Genomic DNA, 20,662 nt, shown 5'->3' with positions numbered 1-20,662 from the left:
TCACGCCTCCTGCCCCTGGGCGCGTGCGGCGGCGGCGCGCAGCGCCCGGGTGGTGAGCTCAGCGGCCAGATGCCGCTTGTAGTCGGCGGGGCCGCGCTGGTCCGCCGTCGGCCGGCACTCCTGCGAGGCGATCCGGCCCGCCTCCGCGAAGGCCTCGTCGTCCGGGCGTCCGCCGCGCAGGAACTCCTCGGCCTGCTCGGCCACGAACCGCGGGGCGCCCACCGCCGTCAGCCCGATCCCGGCCTCTGTGATGACCCCCTCGGAGATCTCCAGCACCGCGCCCGCCGCGGCGACCGCCCAGTCGCCGACCCGGCGCTCGACCTTGCGGTAGGCGCTGGCGTGCGAACGGATGGGCACGCGGACCTCCACCAGCAGCTCCGCCTCTTCCAGCGCGGTCTCGTACGGCCCGAGGAAGAACTCCCTGATCCCGATGGTGCGCCTGCCACGGGGGCCCTGGGCGACAAGGGTCGCGCGCAGCGCAGAGAACGCCGCGGACAGGTCCTCCGACGGATCGGCCTGGCACAGGGAGCCGCCCACGGTGCCGCGGTTGCGTACGAGCGGATCGGCGATGACCCGTTCCGCGTCCCGCAGGATGGGGAAGTGCTCGCCGACGACCGGCGAGGCGAGCAGCTCGGCGTGACGGACCATGGCCCCGAGTGACAGGTCGTGCCCGTCCACCCGGATCAACGCCAGCTCCCCGAGGCCGTTGATGTCGATCAGGGCTTCGGGCTGGGCCAGCCGCAGCTTCATCATCGGCAGCAGGCTGTGTCCGCCCGCCACCACCCGGGCCTCGCTGCCGTACCGGGCGAGCAGCTCGATCGCATGCTCGAGGCTGGAGGCCGTCTCGTACTGGAAAGCAGCCGGAACCTGCATCAGGCCCTCCTGGAACACTGTGCCCTCCGCTGTGCAGCGATGCTGCGCTCTTCCTCACCCGCCATGCAATGGGTCGATAAGCATTCACTTATCCCGTCGAACGCGGGAAAATCGGATGGTGACCGTCACCCAGCTCAGCACCTTCGTGCTCGTGGCCCGGCTCGGTTCGGTGAGTGCCGCGGCGCGGACGCTGGACGTGAGCGAGTCCGCGGTGTCACAGGCGCTCACCGCGCTGCGCACCCACTTCGGCGATCCGCTCATCCAGCGCACCGGCGGCGGTGGAATGCGTCTGACGCCCGCGGGGGCGCGACTGCTGCCGGTCGCGTCCCGGATGGTCGCGCTGAGCGCCGACGCCGAGACGGCGGTGCGGGCGGCACGGGGCGCGCCCGACGAGCTACGGGTCGTGGCGACCAGCACGCTGGCGGAATTCGTCCTCCCGTCGCTGGTGGAGGCCTTCGCCGACCGCTCCGGGCGCAGGACCGAGACCTCGTTCGGGGTGGCCGCCGGCAACGAGATCCGGGTGCTGGTGGAGAACCGGCTGGCCGATGTCGCGCTCGGACCGTATCTCGGCGCCGCCCGCAGGGGCGACCTGGTCAGCGAGCCGCTGTTCCGCACCCAACTCGTCGTGGTGACCGGCGCCAGGTCGCCACGCCCGCCCGGTCCACCGCCGCGGTGGTCGTGGCTGGTCGACTCCTCCGGAACCGATCCGGACGCGGACTCCGGGCGGCTGCTGCGTCGCCTCGGTGTGGCCGAGGGGCATGTGTGGGTGTTCCCCAACCAGGCCGCGACCTGGGCTGCCGCAGCCGAGGGCGCGGGCGTGGCACCCGCGCCGGCCCATCTGGTGTCGCCCCGCATCCGCCGCGACGACCTGCGCATCCTGGAGACCCCGGCCACGCCCTGGGACGCCACCTGGCACGCCACCGTCCTGCCGCCCGAGCACCGCTCCCCGGCCACCGACGCGTTCCTGCACTTCCTGCACACCCCCGCGGCAACCCGCATCATGCGCGCACCCGGTGCGGGCGTCCCACCGTCCCGGTTCCGGCCGCCGGTGTATGTCACGTTGTGGGGCGGGTGAGGGGAGGTCACGCCCCGCTTCAGGAGCGATCCGCAAGCGGCCACAAGCGACCGAAGCGGTGGCGCGGTCCGGTCATGCGAACCGACAAGCTCGCGATCACCGACCGGACCGCCCCCACCTCGCCGCCGACCCCGATTCGGCCCGGCGATGCCGTCGCTTGGTTCAGCGGTCGACCACTCAGGCCGAATCAGCGGGCAAAGAGCCCGCTGTGAGGATGTGGTCGACGATCCTGAATGCCTCAGCGACGAACACGGTGTCCGGATGAGTCGGCCAGCCATGTCTCAAGCCGGCCTGCGCATATCCTTTCCCGAAGGGTCGCCGGAGCGGAGTCGTCGCCGAACCTCCAGGACTCCATCGGCGTCATCTTTGGCAGATGCCGCGCGTGTAGTCGTACGTGGCTGTTGCCCGGGAGTAGGTCCACTGGGGGTCGAGCAGATTCGTCTTGAGCTGTCCGGCAGCTGTGGGGCTTTCCACGATGTAGCCGAAGTCCTGCAGCCACGCCGGGTACAGGTTCTTGGACCCGATGTAGAAGGCCGAGCCGTCCACGGACACCAGCTTGTGGTGCTGTGCGTACGGCTTTCCGTCGGCCCATGTGGCGCTGTCGGAGGAACGGCTGCTGGCGAGTTGCAGGTTGGCACACATGGCTGCCTCGGCCTGCGGCAGGCCCCCGGTGACCAGCTCGAGCCGCTTGCGGAGCACGTCGCTGATCTCGTTCAGCGACTTGATCTGGGAGTAGCCGCCACTGCCGATGGCTCCGCGGTTGGCGGGGTCGCTGACCACGATGCGGACCTTCACACCGTCGGCCAACTTCCCCGCGAGGGCGTCGTACAGACGGATGTCGTAGCGCGGCAGCGGCGGACAGGTGGCGTTCATGTCCTGCTGGGAGATCTCGACATGGTCCTCGGCGCTGCCGATGAGCGCGCGCAGGGCGCTCTCTTCGGGGTTCACCGTGTCGTAGTCGCGGTCGGCATTGGTGTAATCGTGCACGCCGACCAGGCACTTGGTGTCGGAAGCGGTGGGGAGAGCCGGCCGGAACGAGGACGACGGGTCGACGTTCTTGATGCCGACTCCGAGGCCGCCCACCGCCATCACCGGAACATCCCCGTTCGCGACGCCCGGGTGCACGTCGCCGTCCAACGACGGCATGCAGTCGGCGCCTTGGGACGAGGCGAACCACACCTTGCTGGAGTTGCTCCGGTTGTCGCAGGTCCAGGACCACAGCTGATCCAGGTACCGGCTCGCGGAGCGGGCGGCGGGGCCGGACAGGGCCAGATCGACGTCGGACACCGGGTGGGTGGTGTCGACGTAGTCGTTCTTCCAGTTGTTGATGCCCCCGGTGATCACCGACTGGCCGTCCACGACGAGGAGCTTGGAGTGGTTCCATGAGAACCCGGTCTTCGAGGTCGTCATCGACGCGACGTTCAGCGTCACGTTGTTCGCGGCATCGCCGAGTTCGGTGCGCAGTTCGTCGCGGTATTTCGACGGCACCACGTTCACGTGGTAGATCGGTGCGGCTCCCACGAGGACGCGCACCTTGAGTCTGTTGCCCGCCTCGGCCGACTTCTTCAGGCCTGCGACGATCGCGTCCTGGAACGCGCCGTCGGGGAACGGTGCCAGAGACGATATGTCGACGGTCCGAGTGGCCTTGGAGATGTTCTCTTCCATCTTGGCGAGCAGCTTCCGCGTACCGGGCCGCTGTGCGCAGGCGGCGTCATCCCAGCAACCCGGGGTCTGCAACAGCCAGTCGGACGGATCACCGCCACCCGCGTCGAGCGTGTTCCCGTTCGTACGCTCCCAGACCTGCCCCTCCAGGCCCGGCGAGACCTCACGAAGGGCGCTCTCGACGCTGTCGAGATGGGGAGTCGGCGAGTCGGCCAGGGCCGGGGTCGTGGGCAGCGTCGCGCTGATGAACACGGAGAGCGTGGCGGTTCCCACGAGATGGTCTAAACGGCGACGGGGCCGGGTGCGAGCCAAAGTCTGAGTCCTTGTCGAAACGGCATGGTGCTTCGCGGACGCCGGCGGTTCGGAGCGCAGACGACGTCCGTCCGCCGAGCCGCAGGTCAGGGCCCACGAATGATCAAGTGAATGTATCAACCGGGGATGCCGTAGCGACTCCCGCCCAGATCAGTTCGGGCCACGGTCCCTGCGGGGAGACGCCTCAGTCCACTCTTTGCCGCGCAGGAGGAGGCACGGCGCCAGAACTTACCTGAGCAACTGATGCGAGATGGTCGACGCCCACCCACCCCAACCACGTCTCCTGCAGGGCGTTTCAGGCGTCGGCGGCCGAGCTGAGCATCTCGTAGGCGACAGTGAACAACAGATTGCGGTGGGCGACGAACGGCTCGGTGCGTCTCGGTGAGAACCCCTTCGTCACACGCCGATGATCAGGGCGAGCCCATAGCCCGCCACCGCCAGGCACGCCCCGAAGCACAGCGCCGCTGCCGCGGTGGAGGCCGTCCGGATGGCGCGGGTGCGTGCTCCGCCCTCGCCGTCGTCACGGGACCAGGCGGCGATGCCCAGCGAGAACAACACGACCGTGAGCAGCGTGATGCCGAGGCTCACGGCGAACACGCCGCCGAAGGCGCCCCAGTCGATGTTCATCGCCGTACTTCCTTTCACTGACGGACGGGACGGCCGCCCGGCTCTCACGCCACGGTCTGCTCCGCGTGCTCGGAGACCCGGGCGGGCAGTTCGTTGACGTTGTCCGGGGTCACGGCGCGGCGGCGCGACAGGGCCCAGAACCCGGCCGCCGCGGCCGCGGCGGCGGCGGCCACCAGGGCCACGCCCGCCGTGCCGTGGTCGGCGATCCAGGCGGCCACACCGCCGATGGCCGCCGCCGAGGGCAGCGTGAGCAGCCAGGACGCGGCGATGCGCCCGGCCACGCCCCACCGCACCTGGGCCAGTTTGCGACCCAGGCCCGCGCCCAGGATGCTGCCGGTGCACACCTGCGTGGTGGACAGCGGGAAGCCCATGTGGGACGAGGCCAGAATGACGGTCGTCGCGCTGGTCTCGGCCGCGAAGCCCTGCGGTGCCTCGATGTCGGTGAGCCCCTTGCCCATGGTGCGGATGATCCGCCAGCCGCCCGTGTAGGTGCCGAGCGCGATCGCCAGCCCGGAGGTGAGCACCACCCACCAGGGCGGCCCGGAACCGTGGGTGAGCACCCCGGCGGAGATGAGGGCCAGGGTGATGACGCCCATGGTCTTCTGCGCGTCATTGGTGCCGTGTGCCAGCGCGACCAGCGACGCCGAACCGATCTGGCCCCTGCGGAATCCGCTGCGCGCCTGACCGGGAGCCGTGCGCCGCGTGATGATGTACGCGAAGTAGGTCGCCAGCACTGCCACGACACAGGCGACGATCGGGGACAGGACGGCAGGGATCAAGATCTTCTCGACGATCGCCCCGAATTGCACCGCGGATCCCCCGGCGCCCACCCACACAGCGCCGATCAGCCCCCCGAACAGCGCGTGCGACGAACTCGACGGCAGTCCGGCGAGCCAGGTCATGAGGTTCCAGAGGACCGCGCCGACGAGTCCGGCGAAGATCATCACCAGGGACACCTTGGCGTCGTCCACGATGCCGCCGGAGATGGTCTTGGCGACCTCCGTGGACAGGAACGCGCCCGCCAGATTGAGCACCCCCGCGATGATGACGGCCACACGGGGTTGCAGGGCCCCCGTGGCGATCGATGTCGCCATCGAGTTGGCCGTGTCGTGGAAGCCGTTGGTGAAGTCGAAGGCCAGTGCCGTCAGAATGACTACGACGAGGAGAAACGAGACGGTACCCACTGGGAAACCTCCCGAGGCAGGCCGGACCCGCGCCCGCCCGCCGTCTCAGCTCGGACGCGTCTTGTCTTCCACGCTAAGCGGCGTCCTACCGGCCCGCGACCGTGAGGGGCAGCTCACGCCTGGGGTTCAGCTCATGGGGTGAAGAGGACTCGTGGGGTGAAGAGGAAGGGCAGGGCCGCCCGACGGGACAGCCCTGCCTCCGGCCCTTCGGTGTGGGTCACCCCGAGGGATCGAGTACGACAGGCAGCTCCGCGAGGCCACGGAAGGCCGGGAAGGGAACCTCCAACCACCGTGCCTCGCCGAGGGGTTCGGCCGGCCTCACGCCGGGGAACCGGTCGAACAGGATGGTGAGGGCCAGCTGCGTCTCGAGCCGGGCCAGCGGGGCACCCAGGCAGTAGTGGCTGCCGTGCCCGAACCCCAGATGGGCATCCTGCGCGTTTCCCGGCCGCAGCACATCCAGCCTGTCCGGGTCGTCGAACTTCAGCGGATCGCGGTTGGCCGAACTGATCGCGATCTGCACCAGGGCACCCTTCGGGATCCGTGTCTCGCCGTACTCCACGTCCTCGGTCGCGTAACGGAACGTCGCGGTCTCCACGGAGCCGTCGTAGCGCACCAGTTCCTCGACCGCCGCCCGGATCAGATCCGGGTTCTCCCGCACGGCGCGGAGCTGGTCGGGGTGGGACAGCAGGTGGTGGACCGAGTTGCCGATCAGGTACGCGGTCGTCTTGTGACCCGCGAACATCAGCAGGAACGCCGTGGAGACCAGCTCGCTCTCGGTGAGCCCGCCGTCGTCGTCCCGGGCTGCGATGAGCGCACTCAGCAGATCGTCACCCGGGCGGCTCCGCTTGGCGGCGATGAGCTCCGTGAAGCACGCGTGCAGATCTTCCTCGGCCTGCTGCTGGGCCCGCTTGGCCTCCTCGTCGAATCCGCTCTGCGCCACCGTGGAGGACAGATTCTGCATCCGCGACCGCTCCTGCGGCGGCACACCGAGCAGATCGCAGATCACGATGATCGGCAGCGGGAACGCGAACGCCGGCAGCAGGTCGAAGGGCTTGCTGGCCGGGCAATCATCGAGCAGGCTCCCGACGATCTCCTGGATCTTCGGCCGAAGAGCCTCCACGCGCCGCGGGGTAAACGCGGAGTTGACCAGTCGGCGCAGCCGCGTGTGCTTGGGCGCGTCGGAGTTGAGCATGTTGTCGTCCAGCGCGACGGACGAGTCCCCGAAGATCCTCCTGTAGGCGTCCATGGCCCCGTACATGTCCTTGCTCAACCGCGGATCCGACAGCGCCGCCCGTGCGTCCTCGTACCGGGTGATCAGGTACGTCTCGTTGCCGTGCGGCGGTCTCATGGGGCAGACCGGCGCCGTGTCGCGCAGCAGGGCGTAGACCGAGTGAGGATCGCGCCGGAACTCCGGGGTGCAGCGTTCGGCCGCGGTGACGGCGTCTTGCGTGGTGGTCACGGACGGCTCCTGAGGTCGAAGACATCCTCGGCGTTGCCGCCGAGGATGAGCTGCTGGGACGCCTTGTCGACCGGCAGCTTCTCGATCATGCGGATGAGCTCCTCCAGCGGCGCGGCCAACGGTGGTGAATCGGTGCCGAACAGCATCCGCTCGGGCCCCAGCACCTCCGCGTTCAGGCTCAGATGCGCGGAACTGAACGGGCTTGTGTCGACGTACATGCGCTGCAGTGCCGCGGCCGGATCCGCCGTCGGCTCAATGGCCGTCAGCCCCTTGGCCAGCGGCGGAGCGGGGGCCGCCCCGGGGCGGCCGGCGGGCGGCGCGCCCCCGCCCCAGTGCCGGGGGCGCGCCGCCGTTTGCAGGCGCTCCGGCAGCAGCGCCATCGCGCCGCCGCCGGTCGCGCCGATCAGCCGTAGTTCCGGGTACTTGTCCAGCCATCCCGCGAACGCGATCATGGCCATGCCGACGGTGACGTCGCCGAACCGGCCGATCTGCTCGACGAAGCCGATCTCGTCGACCCGTTCCGTGCCGACCGGTTCGGCCGGGGCATGGACCAGGACCGGCACCCGCGCCTCTGCGGCCAGCGCGAAGAAGGAGTCGGCACGCGGGGAGCCGAGCAGCTCCCCGCGGACGCTGGACGTGGTGATCAGGCCGACGAAGGCCGGGTCCGCGAGAGTCTCCCGCACCCCTTCGAGGTGATCGTCGTCACCGAACGGGTTGGCGTACACATAGCCGCGCAACTGGTCCGGGAACCTGGCGATCAGCCCCGACATCCAGGCGTGGAAACTGCGCAGCCGGTCTCGTGGTTGCGCGTAGTTGTCCACGCCCGGAACCCGCGCCATCGCTCCGGCGCCGACAGGGCTGCCGATGATGGTGAGGTCGATCCCGGCCTCGGCTCGAGCGGCGAGCATGCCGTCGACGTCGGTCAGGCTCGGGGGCATGGGGAAGCGTTTGGCCGCCTCCGGCGGGGAGAGATGCCCGTGGATGTCAATGATCACGTTTCGTGTCCCGGTTTCGGTGTGAGTGCGCGGGTGACCGCGGCACAGTCCTGGTCGCCCAGTCCTTGCTCGGCGGCGCGGACGTGGGTCTCTGCCGCGGCGGTCACCAGCGGCAGGCTCAGGCCGGCTGCTGCTGCCTGCTTGGAAGCGAGCATGAGGTCTTTCGCCATCAGCCGCAGCCGGAAGTCCGGCTCCTCGAAGCGGCCGGAGACCAGGCGCCGGGACTTGAACGCCATGACCGGCGAGGCAAAACCGCTGCCCGCGATCGTCTTGAGGACCAGCTGCCGGTCGAGCCCGGAGGCCGCCGCCAGTTCGGTGGCCTCGGCCAGGGCCTGCACCTCGATGCCCATGAGCAGGTTGAGGCACAGTTTCATCCGCATGCCGGACCCGAGTTCGCCCAGATGGACGACCTCCTTGCCCAGCATCTTCAGCAGCGGGCGGCAGGCGTCGTACGTGCTCTCCTCGCCGCCGACGAACAGCCGCAGCTCTCCGTCGCGGGCGTGGTCGGCGTTGCCGAGCATGCCGACGTCCAGAACCGAGGGGATGTCCCCGGCGACTTGGACGATCTCTTCGGGCGCGACGGTGCTGGTGCAGATCAGGACACCGGGGTAGGGCCCCTCGGCCAGCACGCCGTCCGGACCGTGGAGCACGGTGCCGAGGGCTTCGCTGTCGGCGACGGCGCAGATGGCCGCGGTCGTACCCTCGATGGCGTCGGCGGGGTGGTCGGCGACGTGGGCGCCCGCCTCGGCGAGCGGACCGGCCCGCTCGGCGGTACGGTTCCAGACCCGGACCCGTATGCCCTGTTCGAGGAGGCGGGTGGCGAGGCCGGAACCCATCGTGCCGAGACCGAGGACGGCGACGGGGCCGTTGGCGATACGCGTCATGACATCGCTCCCTTGGTCTCCTTGACGACCCGGAACCGCAGCGACTGCGTCGAGTCGACCCACTGGCGCAGCGGAGCCACCAGCTCGCGGTGCTCCTTGCTCTGCTGCCACTTGAAGAAGTCCTCGGCGGTCTTCCACTCGCTGGTGATGACCCACTGACGGGAGTCGTCGACGGGCGCTCCCAGCCTCTCGACGATGTGGCCGGGAGTGCTGGCCACGGACTTGCGGATCTGGTCGTACAGATCCAGGAAGCCCTGCTCGCCGCCCTCGATCACACGGACCGTGAAAACGACGCACAGCTTGTCGGCCGAGTGGCCCTTCTGCCTCGTGTCCATGTCTCCTCCTGACGGTGAGATCCGGTGGGACACGACACCCACGGACTCATGTCCCCCGTGCGGACGCAACTCCGAATGGGGGACAAGCCAGTTGGGACAAGGGGTTTACGCTCCGCAGTAGGGCCGTTCGGGTGAGTGATGAGGGGCTCCGAACTTCCCGGCCGCCAGACGCGGATGGCCGCGTCCGAATGGGTACCTCTACCCCCCGTCCGAATTACTCGGACTGCACCGGATCGGCAGGGTCGGCTATCTCCGTCGGGTGACGTCTCCCGCATCCGTGCCGAGGACCGAAGCGGTGAAGTCCGCCAACTGCTCTCGCAGTTCCTCGCGGGACGCGCCCTTCTCGCCGGCCAGGTACGCGACGAGGTCGGCCCGGGTGGCGGCGAGCAGTGCGTGGGCGGTGAAGTCGGCGAAGCCGGCGCCGCCCCGCCCCGGGGTCTGCTCCAGCAGGTCCCGGAGCAGGGCGTGCCAGCGCTCGTAGTGCTCGGTGCGGTAGGGGCTGTCCGCGCCGGTCTGCTCCAGGGCCAGGGCGAGGTGGCGGTTGTCGAGCTTGAAGCACAGGACGGCGTCGAGCAGGGCCGGTACGCGAACAGGAGGCGCAGTGGCGGGCCCCAGGGGCGGCGGGCCCTCTTCGACGGCGTTCCGGATCGGTTCGAGCCGTGCCTCGTACAGCGCGCGGATCAGCCCGGTGCGATCGCCGAAGGCACGGAAGAGCGTTCCCTTGCCGACGCCCGCCGCTGCCGCGATGTCGGCCATGGTGACTTCCTCGGGACTCCGGCACCGGGTGAAGAGGGTGTCGGCGGCCTCGAAGACGGCCGCCCGGTTACGGGCCGCGTCCTTGCGTGGCTTGCGGTCGGGCATGGGTACCTCCGATTGCAATCCGGACCGCCGGTCCGTATCTTTCACTGAAACGGACCAGCGGTCCGTATCGTACGGGATGGAGAGCCTCATGCCCGAAAGCACCTCACCAGCAGATCTCTACCGCCACAGCCTGCGCCTGCTCCTGGACAAGGACATTCCCGCCTGGGTCGGCCTGTGGGCCGAGCACGGCGTCATGGAATTCCCCTTCGCGCCCCCGGGCCTGCCCCAGCGGTTGGAGGGCCGACAATCCATCGCCGCCCATATGCGCGACCACCCCGACCACATCGACCTGCACGACTTCCCCGACCTGCGGATCCACCAGACCACCGACCCCGGGACCATCGTGGTGGAAATGCGCGGCGTGGGCCGCTGGGTCGCGACAGGCGGGCCCTTCGACATGACCTACATCGCTGTCGTGACCGTCGAGGACGGACGCTTCACCTCCTACCGCGACTACTGGAACCCTCTCGCCGTCCAGGAATCCGGCACGGACTTCACCGGGAGCAGCGCCCGATGACCGCCACCCGCACCACCCTTGTCATCGGAGCGACCGGCACCACCGGCAGCCGAACCGCCGCTCGGCTGATCGCCGCGGGCCACCGCGTCAAGGCCGCCAGTCGTCGCGCCGGCCCGCTCCCGGGCGCGGAACCGGTCCGCTTCGACTGGTACGACCCCACCACCTACGCCGACGCCCTCACCGGAGCCGACCGCCTCTACCTCGTCCCGCCGGTCGGTGACACGAACCCGGCCGCGGTCATGCTCCCCTTCCTGCGACAGGCCCGCGCCGCCGGCGCGCACCGCGCCGTACTCCTCAGCTCCTCGGCCGTCCCCGAAGGGGGCCCGGGAGTCGGAGCGGTGCACCAGGCCCTGCGCGGTCTGTTCCACCAGTGGGCGGTGCTACGGCCCTCCTGGTTCATGCAGAACTTCACCGGCACCCACGTCCACGGCCGCAGCATCCGTGAACACGGCACCATCCTGACCGCGGCCGGGTCAGGCAGAGTCGGGTTCGTCGACGCCGACGACATCGCCGCCGTCGCCGTACGTGCCCTGGACGACGACCCGGCACCCGACACCGACCTGGTGCTGACCGGGCCGGAGGCGCTCAGCCACGACGATGTCGCCGCCGTCGTCACCGAAGTCACCGGCCGCCCCGTGGCCCACCACAACCTGACATACGAACAACTGCGTGACCGCCTGGCCGCATCCATACCGCTGGAGTTCGCTGCCATGCTGGCCGACATGGACCGCGCCATCTCCCGCGGAGCCGAGGACAGAACGACCGACACCGTTGGGCGCCTGACCGGCCGCCCGCCACACAGCTTCCGTGCGGTCGCGGAACGGGAGTTGACACGGGGCGGGTGAGTGCGCCGACACCCGGTCAGGGTGACAGATCCACCCGCACTTCGCCGTTTCCGCCCCTGAGGATGACGTGTGCCGGCCTGAACGGCAGACCGCGCAGAGTCGGCTCCATGACCTTGAAGAGGGCGTCGGCATCGGGACCGTAGGCGTACACCACGGCCTCACCGCCTCCGAACTCATTGCCGTCAACCTCCCCGATGCCGGCCTCTTCGGCCGCTGTCGCCATCGCCTCCTCGGCCTCGTAGACCAACTCGCGCTGGTAGGCGTCGCCGAAGCCGTCATCGGCAAGCCGGAAGTATGCGATGACGGCGTGCTCCTCATCCCCGTTGTCGGGCGCTGCGGGTGTCTCCATGCCGGACAGACTCTCATCGGGGTCTGACATCACCCCTGCCCTACGCATCCGCAACGCAACCGGACTCCCTGCCTCCTCGGCTGTGAGTCACATGTTGCCCGCATGACTGTTACCTATGGGTAATCCCAGATGGTTTGATGTGCGGCGCCACTCAACCCCCTTCACCCACAGGGAGATCCAGTGACGCGATTCGTACCCCGCCGTGTTCTCGGGGCGGCCGTGCTCGCCCTCGCGCTGCCCACGGCGGCACTTGCGGGTTCCGCACCGGCGGCGGCTGCCGGACCGGCGCCGGCGCTGAAGGTTCTGACGTACAACGTCTTCCTCATGAGCAAGAACCTGTACCCGAACTGGGGCCAGGACCACCGGGCAGCCGAGATCCCGAAGACGTCGTTCTTCCACGGCAACGACGTGGTCGTGCTGCAGGAAGCCTTCGACAACTCCTCGTCCGACGCGCTCAAGAGTGCCGCCGCGACGGAATACCCGTACCAGACACCGGTGGTGGGCCGCAGCAAGAGCGGCTGGGACGCGACCGGCGGGGCGTACTCGGCCGTCACGCCCGAGGACGGCGGCGTCACCGTGCTGAGCAAGTGGCCGATCCTGCACAAGGAGCAGTACGTCTACAAGGACGCGTGCGGTGCGGACTGGTGGTCCAACAAGGGCTTCGCATATGTCGTCCTGAACGTGAACGGCACCAAGGTGCACGTGGTCGGTACGCACGCGCAGTCCACGGATCCAGGTTGCGACGCGGGGGAAGCGGCGATGATGCGCAGCCGCCAGTTCAAGGCCATCGACGCCTTCCTGGACGCGAAGAACATCCCCGCCGACGAAGAGGTGCTGGTCGCCGGCGACCTCAACGTCGACTCGCGCAGCGCGGAGTACACGTCACTGCTGAACGACGCCGGCGTCGTCGGTGCCGACGCGCGCACGGGGCACCCGTACTCCTTCGACACGCAGGACAACTCCATCGCCCGCTACCGCTACCCGGACGACCCGCGTGAGGACCTCGACTACGTGCTCAACCGCGCCGGTCATGCCCGCCCGGCAGGCTGGCACAACGAGGTCGTCAAGGAGCAGTCGGCGCCCTGGACGGTCACGAGCTGGGGGACGTCGTACACGTACACGAACCTCTCGGACCACTACCCGCTGCGGGCGTACGCCGGATAGGAGTCCGTAGGAGCGCTGCCGCCGGCGGGCTCGTGGCCCCGCGCACGGTCGAGCCGAGTACCGAGTGCCGAGACCAGGGCCATGCCGGCGGCGGTCAGCGTTGGTACGTGCCCATCAGCGTGCCGCTCGCCAGCTCTCTGCCCTTCACGGCGCGATGTACCGCGTCGGCTGTCGGCCGGCCGTGCAGGGGGAGTGCCTCCGACAGGGCCCACAGACGGAAGAAGTAGCGGTGCTCTCCGTGCCCGGGTGGAGGCATCGGACCGCCCCAGCCCGTCCGGCCGAAACCGTTGGGCCACTCCTGGCCGCCGGGAGGCGGCTCCCCCTCAGCCGTACCCGTACTCCCCGGATCGATACCGGTGACCAGCCAGTGCAGGAACGTGCCGCTCGGGGCGTCGGGGTCCTCGCAGAGCAGAACCAACTCTGTTGTTCCGTCCGGTACCCCCGACCAGGTCAATGGTGGCGAGACGTCGTCGCCTTCCCCGCTGTGGTGTCGAGGGATTGCCGTATGGTCGCCGAAAGCCGCGCTCGTGAACTCGATTCCACTCATGCGCGCGGCCCTACCCGCAACAGCCTGGCCGGCAACAGCCCGGCCGGGCCGAACACCCCATTGGCCGAGTATGCCGACGAGAATCCTGCTAGAGGGACGCCCGGGCACGGGCAAGACAACCGTTGTCCGCCGATTGGCCGCGCTACTGCGCACCCGCAGGGCCGTCGGCTTCATCACGGAGGAGATCCGGCACGGCGGTACCCGGAGCGGTTTCGCGCTGGAAACGCTGGAGGGCGGTCTGCGAGCCGTGTTCGCCCATGTCGACTTCCCGGGACCACCACGGGTGGGACGGTACGGCGTCGATCTGGGTGTCCTGGAGCGGCTCGCGCTGCCGCCGCTCAGGTCAGCGGCATCGGATCCTGCCCATGGAGATCTTGTGCTGATCGACGAGCTCGGGCGAATGGAATTGGCATCCGACGCGTTCCTGGACACGGTCCGGGACGTGTTCGCGTCCGACATCGACGTCGTCGCCACGGTGCACGCGCACAGCGATCCGTTCACGGACACCCTCAAACGGCGCCCTGACATCGCGCTCGTCCAGGTGACCCGGTCCAATAGGGACTCCCTCCCCGGGGAACTGGCAGCACGGCTTGAAGGGCCATGACGCGGGCCCACCACGACGGCCGGGATTTCCATATCTGCCCTGTCTGCCACGTCAGCCCGTAACCCCCGCTCAGACGGCCGGTTGAGTGGGGTATGGATGATCTACTGGCTGATGTCTCCGACCTGCCGGATCGCATCGAGCCCCGTCTGCCCTTGCTGACCGAGTCCGAGGCGTACCAACTGGTCGAGGTGCTGCAGCATTTCGGCACGATGGACCATGACTGGGGTGCGCGGGCCCGGCACTTCGCGGCGGAGCTCGCCGCCCGTGCTCCGTCGCCTGACATGTAGTCCTGGAGCTGCCATCGGCCCGCGGTGTTCGTGCCCCCACCGCCGTGACGGCGGCCCCCGCCACGGCAGGGGCGACCGTCACGGCGGGGACGATCGGCAGTGGGTGCGGGCCGGTCAGCAGCCGCCGCAGTTGTAGTAGAGGACGTCCCAGTGGCTGCCCTCGTCGGCGTAGATGTTTCCGGAGCCGGAGCGCCACTGTGGGGCGCCGTCGCCGCGCAGGCCGATGTAGGTGAAGTTGTTCTTGATGTAGTTCCCGACGCAGGCGTACTTGCTGTAGTCGAGCTTGTAGCCGTTCCAGTGGGAGTACGTGCCGGAGGCGTGACCGGTTTCCGTGCCGCCGGTGATGTTGAGGGCGCAGCCGCTGGCGCGCTTGAGGGTCTGGGCGCCCTGGGCGGTGGCGAGGTTGAGCTGCTCGAAGGACGTACACGCCGGGTTGTTGCGGTCGGAGCAGTTGCCCGAGGACGACCATGTGATGCCGACCTGGCGGAACATCTGGGTGGCGGTGGCGTGGCTGATCTTGGTGACGGCGAAGGCATCGGTGGCGGTGCCGAGGACGGCGACACCGGGGGCTACGACGAGGGTGAGTGCGGTCAGGGCGGCGCGGGCTTTCGTGATCCGGCTGGCCTTCATGGGAACCCTTCCTGCGATTGGCCGTGCTTCCTCTGGAGCGGCTGGGCAGGCGGTGCAGGGAGATGGTGCCCGAGGTCTACGCGTGTCCGCCAGAGGGCGGTACGGGTTGTGGGGTGGCGGTGGCGACGGGCGTTCCCGTAGGGGGTGCAGGGGTGGTGGAGGCCGGAGCCGGGCCGCCGGGGACGAAGGTGACGGGCAGGTGCTCGGGGCCGCGCAGGCCACCGGGCCGCCAGTGGGGTTCGCCGTGGCGGCACGGCCGGTTCAAGACGGGGGAGGCGGCGCAGGACGGCGGCGATGGCGACCTGTCCCTCCAGCCGGGCCGGCGGTGCCCCCAGGCAGTAGTGGATGCCGTGTCCGAACGCGAGGTGTGCGTTGTCCCGGCGGCCGATGTCCAGGCGGTCGGGATCGGGGAACCGCTCCGGATCGCGGTCGGCGATGGCGGAGGCGACCAGTACGGTCGCTCCGCGCGATATCGTCACGCCCGCGATCTCGATGTCCTCGCGCGCGAACCGGGCGATGCCGGGGTTGACCGGCCCGTCGTAGCGGAGGAACTCCTCGATCGCGTCCGGCAGCAGCGCCGGATCGTCCCGCAGCATCCGCAGCTGGTCGGGGTGGGCGAGCAGCGCGGCGATGCCGCCGCCGATCAGATTGACCGTGGTGACGTATCCCGCCACCAGCAGCAGGAACGCCATGGCGATGAGCTCGTCCTCGTCCAACCGCTGCTCCTCGTCGCGGGCGACGATCAACGCGCTGAGCAGGTCGTCGCCCGGCCGGGCTCGTTTGGCCGCCAGTAGCTCGGTGAGGTACGAGCGCATGTGCCGCCAGGCTCCGTCCACGATGGCCGGGTCCGGCGGTTCCACGGCGCGCCTGGTCATGTCGTCGGTCCAGTGCTGGAAGTCGTGCCGGTCCGCCACGGGTACCCCGAGGAGCTCAGTGATCACGGTGCCCGGCAGCGGCATTGCGAAGTCCTCGACCAGCAGGTCGACATCGGTGAGATAGCCGCCGAGTTTCTTGAAGTCCTCGCGCACCGCGTCCAGTTGCGCCGACGGGCTCGGGAAGTCCGGCAGGGCCGGCCGCCCCGGCGGGGCGATCAGCGCGCCCGCGACTGCTGGGCGCCCTGGACGCTGACCAACTGGTGCAGCAGGGGCGCGGTGCGGTCGACGTCCGCCTAGCCCGCGGCCACCTTGCCGCCGTTCGCGACATAGGCCGCGGCGGCGAGGTACAGCGCACCCGAGTCGGAGGACTTTGGGTCGGTGCTCGCGACGTACAGCGTGCCGGTCAACTCGCCATGGGCAAAGGCCCCCTTGAGCTGCTGCCAGGTGCGGTTGTGCCGGGCGGCATCGAGATACGCGCCCATCTTCAGCGTGCCCCGGCTCTTCCCGTCGAGCACGGCCAGGCCGTTGGCCGCGAGCACGTCGGGCGCGCTGCGATGGGAGTAGAACGGCCGGGGCAGCGGCTGCTGCTGCACGTGATACTTGGCGGCCAGCTGGTCGGCGGGCGCCTTGCTGGACGGGAACGCGAAGTCGTACCCCTTGAGGTTCAGGCCCTCCATGGCCCAGGACCCGGACGCCTCCGCCTTCACGGTGAAGCCCTTGGCGGCCAGGGCCTTCACCACGTCGGGATCGGCGAAGAACTCGGCCTTCTCCGATCCGATCACTCCACGCACGGTCTTCGTTGCCGTGCCCTTGTCCTCACCATGCCGCCCCGCGACGACGGCGGCCACCACGCCACCGATCAGCAGGACCGCGAGGACTATGCCCGCGATTCGTCTCACGCGGGGGAGCGTGCTCCCAAAATCCCACGTTCCCCGGTTCCTCAGGTGAACAGAAGGTGACCGACCGTTCCCGGTATGCAACCGGAGAGTGTGCCTCCGGTGCTTGGGCGTGGAATGGGCGCGGGCACGCGCTCAGCGGGCGGCGGCGCCGAACCACTTGGGCAGCTCGCCGAGCAGATCCTGCTGATCCTCACCGACCCACGCCACATGGCCGTCCGGCCGCAGCAGAACCGCCGGCACGTCCAGGTCCTCGCTGACGTCGACGACGTGGTCGACGCGATCCGCCCAGCCCGCCACCGAGAGCCGACCGGTCTGGTCCAGCAGCAGTCCGCGGCCGCCGTGCATCAGGGCGTACAGGCGCCCCCGCTTCAGCTCCATGTCCCGCATCCGCCGACCGAGCAGGTCATGGCCCTCGCCGAAGTCGTAGCGGACCCCGATCGCAGTGATCTTCTCGATGAGGTACCGGTTCACCTCCTCGAAGTCCATCAGTTCCGACAGCAGTCGGCGCACTGCCCGGGGACCCGGCTCGGGGGACAGCAGCTCCATCTGCGCGCGGGTGTTGGCCAGCACGTCGGCGGCCACCGGGTGCCGTTCGGTGTGGTAGCTGTCCAGCAGCCCCTCCGGTGCCCAGCCGCCCACCTCGGCGGCCAGTTTCCAGCCGAGGTTGAACGCGTCCTGGATGCCGAGGTTGAGCCCCTGCCCGCCGGTCGGCGGGTGGATGTGCGCCGCGTCGCCGGCCAGTAGCACCCGGCCGACCCGGTAGCGCTCCGCCAGCCGAGTGGCGTCACCGAAGCGGGACAGCCAGCGCGGTGAGTGCACACCGAAGTCGGTGCCCGCGTATGCCCGCAGCTGGTGCTTGAACTCCTCGAGTGTCGGCGGGACCGAGCGGTCCTCGGCCGGCCCGTCGGCGGGTACGACGACGCGGTACACACCCTCCCCGAAGGGCCCGAGACCGAACCGCTTGTGAGTCTCGCGGACCTCGGCCACCACGGCGGCGACCTCCTCCGGCGGTACGCCCACCTCCATCTCGCCCAGCAGCGTCTCGACCTTGGTCGGCTCGCCGGGGAAGCCGACGCCGAGCAGCTTGCGCACCGTGCTGCGGCCGCCGTCGCAGCCGACGAGGAAGCGCGAGCGCAGCCGCGTGCCGTCGGCCAGCTCGACACTCACCCCGTGCTCGTCCTGGCTCAGCCCGACCAGCTCGCAGCCGCGCCGGATCTCGGCGCCGACAGCGACGGCGTGCTCGGCCAGCAGGCGATCGGTGACGGTCTGCGGGATGCCGAGAACGTAGCCGTGCATGGTGTCCAGCTGTTCGGGCGCGGGCTTGACCATGGCGGCGAAGAAGCCGCCGACCCCGTACTGCTTGCCGTGCGCGAGGAACCGCTCCAGCAGACCGCGCTGATCCATCACCTCGATGCTGCGCACATGCAGGCCCAGCGCCCGGACATACGGGGCCGGCTCTGCTTCCTTCTCCAGCACGAGCACCTTCACCCCGTGCAGCCGCAGCTCTCCGGCCAGCATCAAGCCGGTCGGTCCGCCACCGGCAACGATCACGTCGATCATCAAGTCCCCCATGTCCGCAGGTTCTGGCTTCGGCCGGAGATTGTGCGGCACGACCGGGGCCTTGCCGCAAGGCCCCCTGAGCGCTATACGTTGAGAGTGGCAAGGAGTGGGTGACCTCCTTGCCTTTGTCTTTGCCTCCCGCCGAACACACCTGGGGCTCGTCCCCGGTCGGAACCGCCTGCGGGCCTACCCGAGATCCGCTTGCGCTCCCGATGACGGGCCTTCAGACAGACGCCGGACCGTTCGCCATCGCGACGCCTCGTCGTCAGGGACGTCCGGGGAGGCGAAGTGGAACGGTACGCCGAGGAGGTGGGCCAGTTCCCGTCCTGCCCTGTCGGCGGCGGCCCCGGCCGAGGCCCGTCGGTGCGGTGGTGGACGGTCGCCAGGTGGCCTTTCCCGGACGGGTCCTCGAGGACCGCGACCAGGAGTACGAACCAGTTGTGGACAGTGTCGCCGTCCCGGAGGGCCTCGATCGCGCCCACCCGGCCCGGGTGGGCGGCAGCACGGGCCGCGAGTGAGGTGACGTCGAGCGGATCGGGCTGTGTGTGCCTCACGCGATCGCCGAGGACCTCGTAGCGCGGGTGGACCACCCGTTCCGCGTCGATCACGCCCAGCCCGAGCGGGCGCAGGGTGTCCCACACGGCCTTGACCGCGACCAGCCGACGGTCGCGCAGCACATGCGCATCGACCTTCAGGCGGGTCTGATCCTCCAGGTAGGACCACCAGCCGCTCACCGGGCCACCGGTGATTCCGTGAAGAGCGTCATGGGCCGAACGTACGCCCCGGCACGAACCGAGGCCCGTACGGGGGTCGGCCGAGGGCGCGACCGCGGCCTGCTGCATTGGCAGCACCGACGTCACCGGGTCGGGGGACTGCGCCTTCGGCTGCCGGGCCGGATAACCCGGATAAGTGTGATCATCACCTTAAGGTGACGTGGGGACTCCCGACCGTCACCACGGCTGGCAGGAGGACCAATCGATGAATCTCACTCTCAAGCGCCTGTTCGGCGCTGCCGCGGCGGTGGCCATGGGCGCGACGGCCCTGCTCGGCACCAGTGCCGGCACCGCCAACGCCACCGGCAGGGCGTACTGCGACCGCGCCGAACGGGACATGTGGCACGAGGGGCCCGGCACCGACGTGATCGGCCACAACTGCAGCATCCCGAACAACAAGCGCCGCTGGTACAGCATCGAGATCGACACCCTCGTGGAGACCTATTACAAGTCGGAGCATCTGGACGAAGGCGTTGCCCGGACCAAGACCCTGCACGACAGCACCGTCAGGTGCATGGGCTACACCTCCCACAACGACACGGTCCACTGGTTCGGCTGCCCGCCCTCCTGAAGCGGTGTAGCGAGTTGGTCCGGATCAGTCGGCTCGCCATGAACACAGGTGAAGGGCCCTGTGCGTAGCCCCGCTCAGCACCAACACAGTTGGTAGGCGAGTGGTATGTCGTGGTCGTACACAAGGCCTACGACCACGACTACCTACCCGATGATCTCGCCGAAGCGGCTCGCTGCTGCCCGTACGGCACGACAACGGCGCATGTGCCTTACGTGGTGATGGGTCAGGCCGGGGCGTCGGTGTCCTGAGTGGAGGCCGCGAACGTCTTGGGGCCCTGCTCCGCCGCCGCCGGGTCCATCCACATGACCTGCCAGCCGTGGCCGTCGAGGTCGAAGAAGCTGCGTGAGTACATGAAGCCGTAGTCCTCGGCGCCATCCGCCTCGGAGCCGCCCGCCGCGAGCGCAGCGGCGCTGACCGTATCGACCTCGTCGCGGGATGACACGCTGAAGCAGTACAGCGCCAGCGTGTGCGTGGTGGGATCGGCCATCGGCAGCTTCGCGAACTCCGCGAACTTCTCACGGCTGAGCAGCATGACGAAGGCGTGCTCGCCGACCAGCATGCAGGCGGAGGTCTCGTCGGTGAACATCGGGTTGAAGCTGAACCCGAGCTTGGCGAAGAATGCCTTGCTGAGCTCGAGGTCCGCTACGGGGATGTTCACGAACAGCATGCGGCCGGGGTGTGCGGGTCTGGTCATGGTGGGTCTCCAGTCGGCGTCTCGATGGCGTACGTCCGGTAGACCTGCCCGGTCGGCGGAACTCATCGGTGGTCTTCGCT

At 69.4% G+C, this 20,662-nt stretch carries 23 protein-coding genes and 2 pseudogenes; 7 read left to right on the top strand and 18 right to left on the bottom strand.

The features are described from left to right. Positions 1 to 873, bottom strand: coding sequence for an FAD binding domain-containing protein (locus N8I87_RS02190; protein ID WP_263204995.1), 873 nt, complete (start codon positions 871 to 873; stop codon positions 1 to 3). A 115-nt stretch (positions 874 to 988) separates the two neighbouring features. On the opposite strand from N8I87_RS02190, the gene N8I87_RS02185 reads away from it, so the two are divergent. Beyond that, positions 989 to 1,948, top strand: a complete 960-nt coding sequence (locus N8I87_RS02185) for a LysR family transcriptional regulator (RefSeq protein ID WP_263204994.1) — start codon at positions 989 to 991, stop codon at positions 1,946 to 1,948. Between the two features lie 360 nt (positions 1,949 to 2,308). On the opposite strand, the gene N8I87_RS02180 is transcribed toward N8I87_RS02185, so the two are convergent. From N8I87_RS02180 to N8I87_RS02140, 9 genes and pseudogenes are all read right to left on the bottom strand, one after another. Continuing rightward, on the bottom strand, positions 2,309 to 3,883 hold the full coding sequence (locus N8I87_RS02180; RefSeq protein WP_263204992.1) for a phospholipase D-like domain-containing protein: 1,575 nt from the start codon (positions 3,881 to 3,883) through the stop codon (positions 2,309 to 2,311). A gap of 337 nt (positions 3,884 to 4,220) precedes the next feature. Next, positions 4,221 to 4,379, bottom strand: a pseudogene (locus tag N8I87_RS44245) (RNA polymerase subunit sigma-24); the annotation flags it as partial. Then, complete coding sequence (locus tag N8I87_RS02170; protein WP_263204990.1) at positions 4,319 to 4,549, bottom strand: hypothetical protein; 231 nt, start codon at positions 4,547 to 4,549, stop codon at positions 4,319 to 4,321. The gene N8I87_RS02170 and the pseudogene N8I87_RS44245, both read right to left, overlap by 61 nt. Before the next feature lie 44 nt (positions 4,550 to 4,593). Continuing rightward, the gene (locus N8I87_RS02165) at positions 4,594 to 5,733 is read right to left on the bottom strand and encodes an inorganic phosphate transporter (protein WP_263204989.1); all 1,140 of its coding nucleotides are present in this window, start codon (positions 5,731 to 5,733) and stop codon (positions 4,594 to 4,596) included. Positions 5,734 to 5,950: 217 nt separating this feature from the next. Next, positions 5,951 to 7,192, bottom strand: a complete 1,242-nt coding sequence (locus N8I87_RS02160; protein WP_263204988.1) for a cytochrome P450 family protein — start codon at positions 7,190 to 7,192, stop codon at positions 5,951 to 5,953. Next, a complete protein-coding gene (locus N8I87_RS02155) occupies positions 7,189 to 8,187 on the bottom strand; it encodes an amidohydrolase family protein (RefSeq protein WP_263204987.1) in 999 nt (332 codons plus the stop codon). Before N8I87_RS02155 ends, N8I87_RS02160 begins: the two co-directional genes overlap by 4 nt. After that, complete coding sequence (locus N8I87_RS02150; RefSeq protein ID WP_263204986.1) at positions 8,184 to 9,071, bottom strand: NAD(P)-dependent oxidoreductase; 888 nt, start codon at positions 9,069 to 9,071, stop codon at positions 8,184 to 8,186. Before N8I87_RS02150 ends, N8I87_RS02155 begins: the two co-directional genes overlap by 4 nt. Beyond that, positions 9,068 to 9,406 carry an antibiotic biosynthesis monooxygenase family protein gene (locus N8I87_RS02145; RefSeq protein ID WP_263204985.1) on the bottom strand — a complete coding sequence of 113 codons (339 nt, stop codon included), beginning with the start codon at positions 9,404 to 9,406 and terminating at the stop codon, positions 9,068 to 9,070. The genes N8I87_RS02150 and N8I87_RS02145 overlap by 4 nt, the downstream gene beginning before the upstream one ends. 246 nt (positions 9,407 to 9,652) lie before the next feature. Then, entirely contained in the window at positions 9,653 to 10,267 is a 615-nt protein-coding gene (locus N8I87_RS02140) for a TetR/AcrR family transcriptional regulator (RefSeq protein ID WP_263204983.1), read from the bottom strand. 88 nt (positions 10,268 to 10,355) lie between these two features. On the opposite strand from N8I87_RS02140, the gene N8I87_RS02135 reads away from it, so the two are divergent. Beyond that, positions 10,356 to 10,784, top strand: a complete 429-nt coding sequence (locus N8I87_RS02135) for a nuclear transport factor 2 family protein (protein WP_263204982.1) — start codon at positions 10,356 to 10,358, stop codon at positions 10,782 to 10,784. Beyond that, positions 10,781 to 11,629 carry an NmrA family NAD(P)-binding protein gene (locus tag N8I87_RS02130; RefSeq protein WP_263204981.1) on the top strand — a complete coding sequence of 283 codons (849 nt, stop codon included), beginning with the start codon at positions 10,781 to 10,783 and terminating at the stop codon, positions 11,627 to 11,629. The genes N8I87_RS02135 and N8I87_RS02130 overlap by 4 nt, the downstream gene beginning before the upstream one ends. Before the next feature lie 16 nt (positions 11,630 to 11,645). On the opposite strand, the gene N8I87_RS02125 is transcribed toward N8I87_RS02130, so the two are convergent. Beyond that, positions 11,646 to 11,978: a hypothetical protein gene (locus tag N8I87_RS02125; protein WP_263204980.1), complete on the bottom strand. Its 333-nt coding sequence runs from the start codon at positions 11,976 to 11,978 to the stop codon at positions 11,646 to 11,648. A gap of 180 nt (positions 11,979 to 12,158) precedes the next feature. On the opposite strand from N8I87_RS02125, the gene sph reads away from it, so the two are divergent. Further along, on the top strand, positions 12,159 to 13,142 hold the full coding sequence (sph, locus tag N8I87_RS02120; RefSeq protein ID WP_263204979.1) for a sphingomyelin phosphodiesterase: 984 nt from the start codon (positions 12,159 to 12,161) through the stop codon (positions 13,140 to 13,142). A 94-nt stretch (positions 13,143 to 13,236) separates the two neighbouring features. Here sph and N8I87_RS02115 read toward each other — a convergent pair whose 3' ends face one another. Continuing rightward, complete coding sequence (locus N8I87_RS02115) at positions 13,237 to 13,689, bottom strand: YbhB/YbcL family Raf kinase inhibitor-like protein (RefSeq protein WP_263204978.1); 453 nt, start codon at positions 13,687 to 13,689, stop codon at positions 13,237 to 13,239. A gap of 70 nt (positions 13,690 to 13,759) precedes the next feature. On the opposite strand from N8I87_RS02115, the gene N8I87_RS02110 reads away from it, so the two are divergent. Next, positions 13,760 to 14,293 (top strand): NTPase, encoded by a 534-nt coding sequence (locus tag N8I87_RS02110; RefSeq protein WP_263204977.1) that lies wholly within the window; start codon positions 13,760 to 13,762, stop codon positions 14,291 to 14,293. A 92-nt stretch (positions 14,294 to 14,385) separates the two neighbouring features. Then, the gene (locus tag N8I87_RS02105; RefSeq protein WP_263204976.1) at positions 14,386 to 14,580 is read left to right on the top strand and encodes a hypothetical protein; all 195 of its coding nucleotides are present in this window, start codon (positions 14,386 to 14,388) and stop codon (positions 14,578 to 14,580) included. Positions 14,581 to 14,694: 114 nt separating this feature from the next. Here the strand turns inward: N8I87_RS02105 and N8I87_RS02100 are convergent, their stop codons facing one another. The 5 genes and pseudogenes from N8I87_RS02100 to N8I87_RS02080 all read right to left on the bottom strand — a co-directional run bounded on the left by N8I87_RS02100 (position 14,695) and on the right by N8I87_RS02080 (position 19,278). Continuing rightward, a complete protein-coding gene (locus N8I87_RS02100) occupies positions 14,695 to 15,210 on the bottom strand; it encodes a hypothetical protein (protein WP_263204975.1) in 516 nt (171 codons plus the stop codon). Then, positions 15,207 to 16,238 (bottom strand): cytochrome P450, encoded by a 1,032-nt coding sequence (locus tag N8I87_RS02095; protein WP_263204974.1) that lies wholly within the window; start codon positions 16,236 to 16,238, stop codon positions 15,207 to 15,209. The genes N8I87_RS02100 and N8I87_RS02095 overlap by 4 nt, the downstream gene beginning before the upstream one ends. Before the next feature lie 74 nt (positions 16,239 to 16,312). Further along, positions 16,313 to 16,984, bottom strand: a pseudogene (locus N8I87_RS02090) (hypothetical protein); the annotation flags it as partial. 132 nt (positions 16,985 to 17,116) lie between these two features. Next, positions 17,117 to 18,544 carry a rifampin monooxygenase gene (gene rox, locus N8I87_RS02085; protein WP_263216273.1) on the bottom strand — a complete coding sequence of 476 codons (1,428 nt, stop codon included), beginning with the start codon at positions 18,542 to 18,544 and terminating at the stop codon, positions 17,117 to 17,119. Between the two features lie 83 nt (positions 18,545 to 18,627). Continuing rightward, complete coding sequence (locus N8I87_RS02080) at positions 18,628 to 19,278, bottom strand: hypothetical protein (RefSeq protein ID WP_263204973.1); 651 nt, start codon at positions 19,276 to 19,278, stop codon at positions 18,628 to 18,630. Positions 19,279 to 19,522: 244 nt separating this feature from the next. Between N8I87_RS02080 and N8I87_RS02075 the strand changes: the two genes are divergently transcribed. Then, positions 19,523 to 19,888, top strand: a complete 366-nt coding sequence (locus tag N8I87_RS02075) for a hypothetical protein (protein ID WP_263204972.1) — start codon at positions 19,523 to 19,525, stop codon at positions 19,886 to 19,888. Positions 19,889 to 20,111: 223 nt separating this feature from the next. On the opposite strand, the gene N8I87_RS02070 is transcribed toward N8I87_RS02075, so the two are convergent. Then, on the bottom strand, positions 20,112 to 20,582 hold the full coding sequence (locus N8I87_RS02070) for a VOC family protein (RefSeq protein ID WP_263204971.1): 471 nt from the start codon (positions 20,580 to 20,582) through the stop codon (positions 20,112 to 20,114). Positions 20,583 to 20,662: the final 80 nt, after the last annotated feature.

This window comes from Streptomyces sp. HUAS 15-9 (genome assembly GCF_025642155.1).
GTDB lineage: Bacteria > Actinomycetota > Actinomycetes > Streptomycetales > Streptomycetaceae > Streptomyces.
This window is presented reverse-complemented; position numbering and strand designations above follow the sequence as displayed.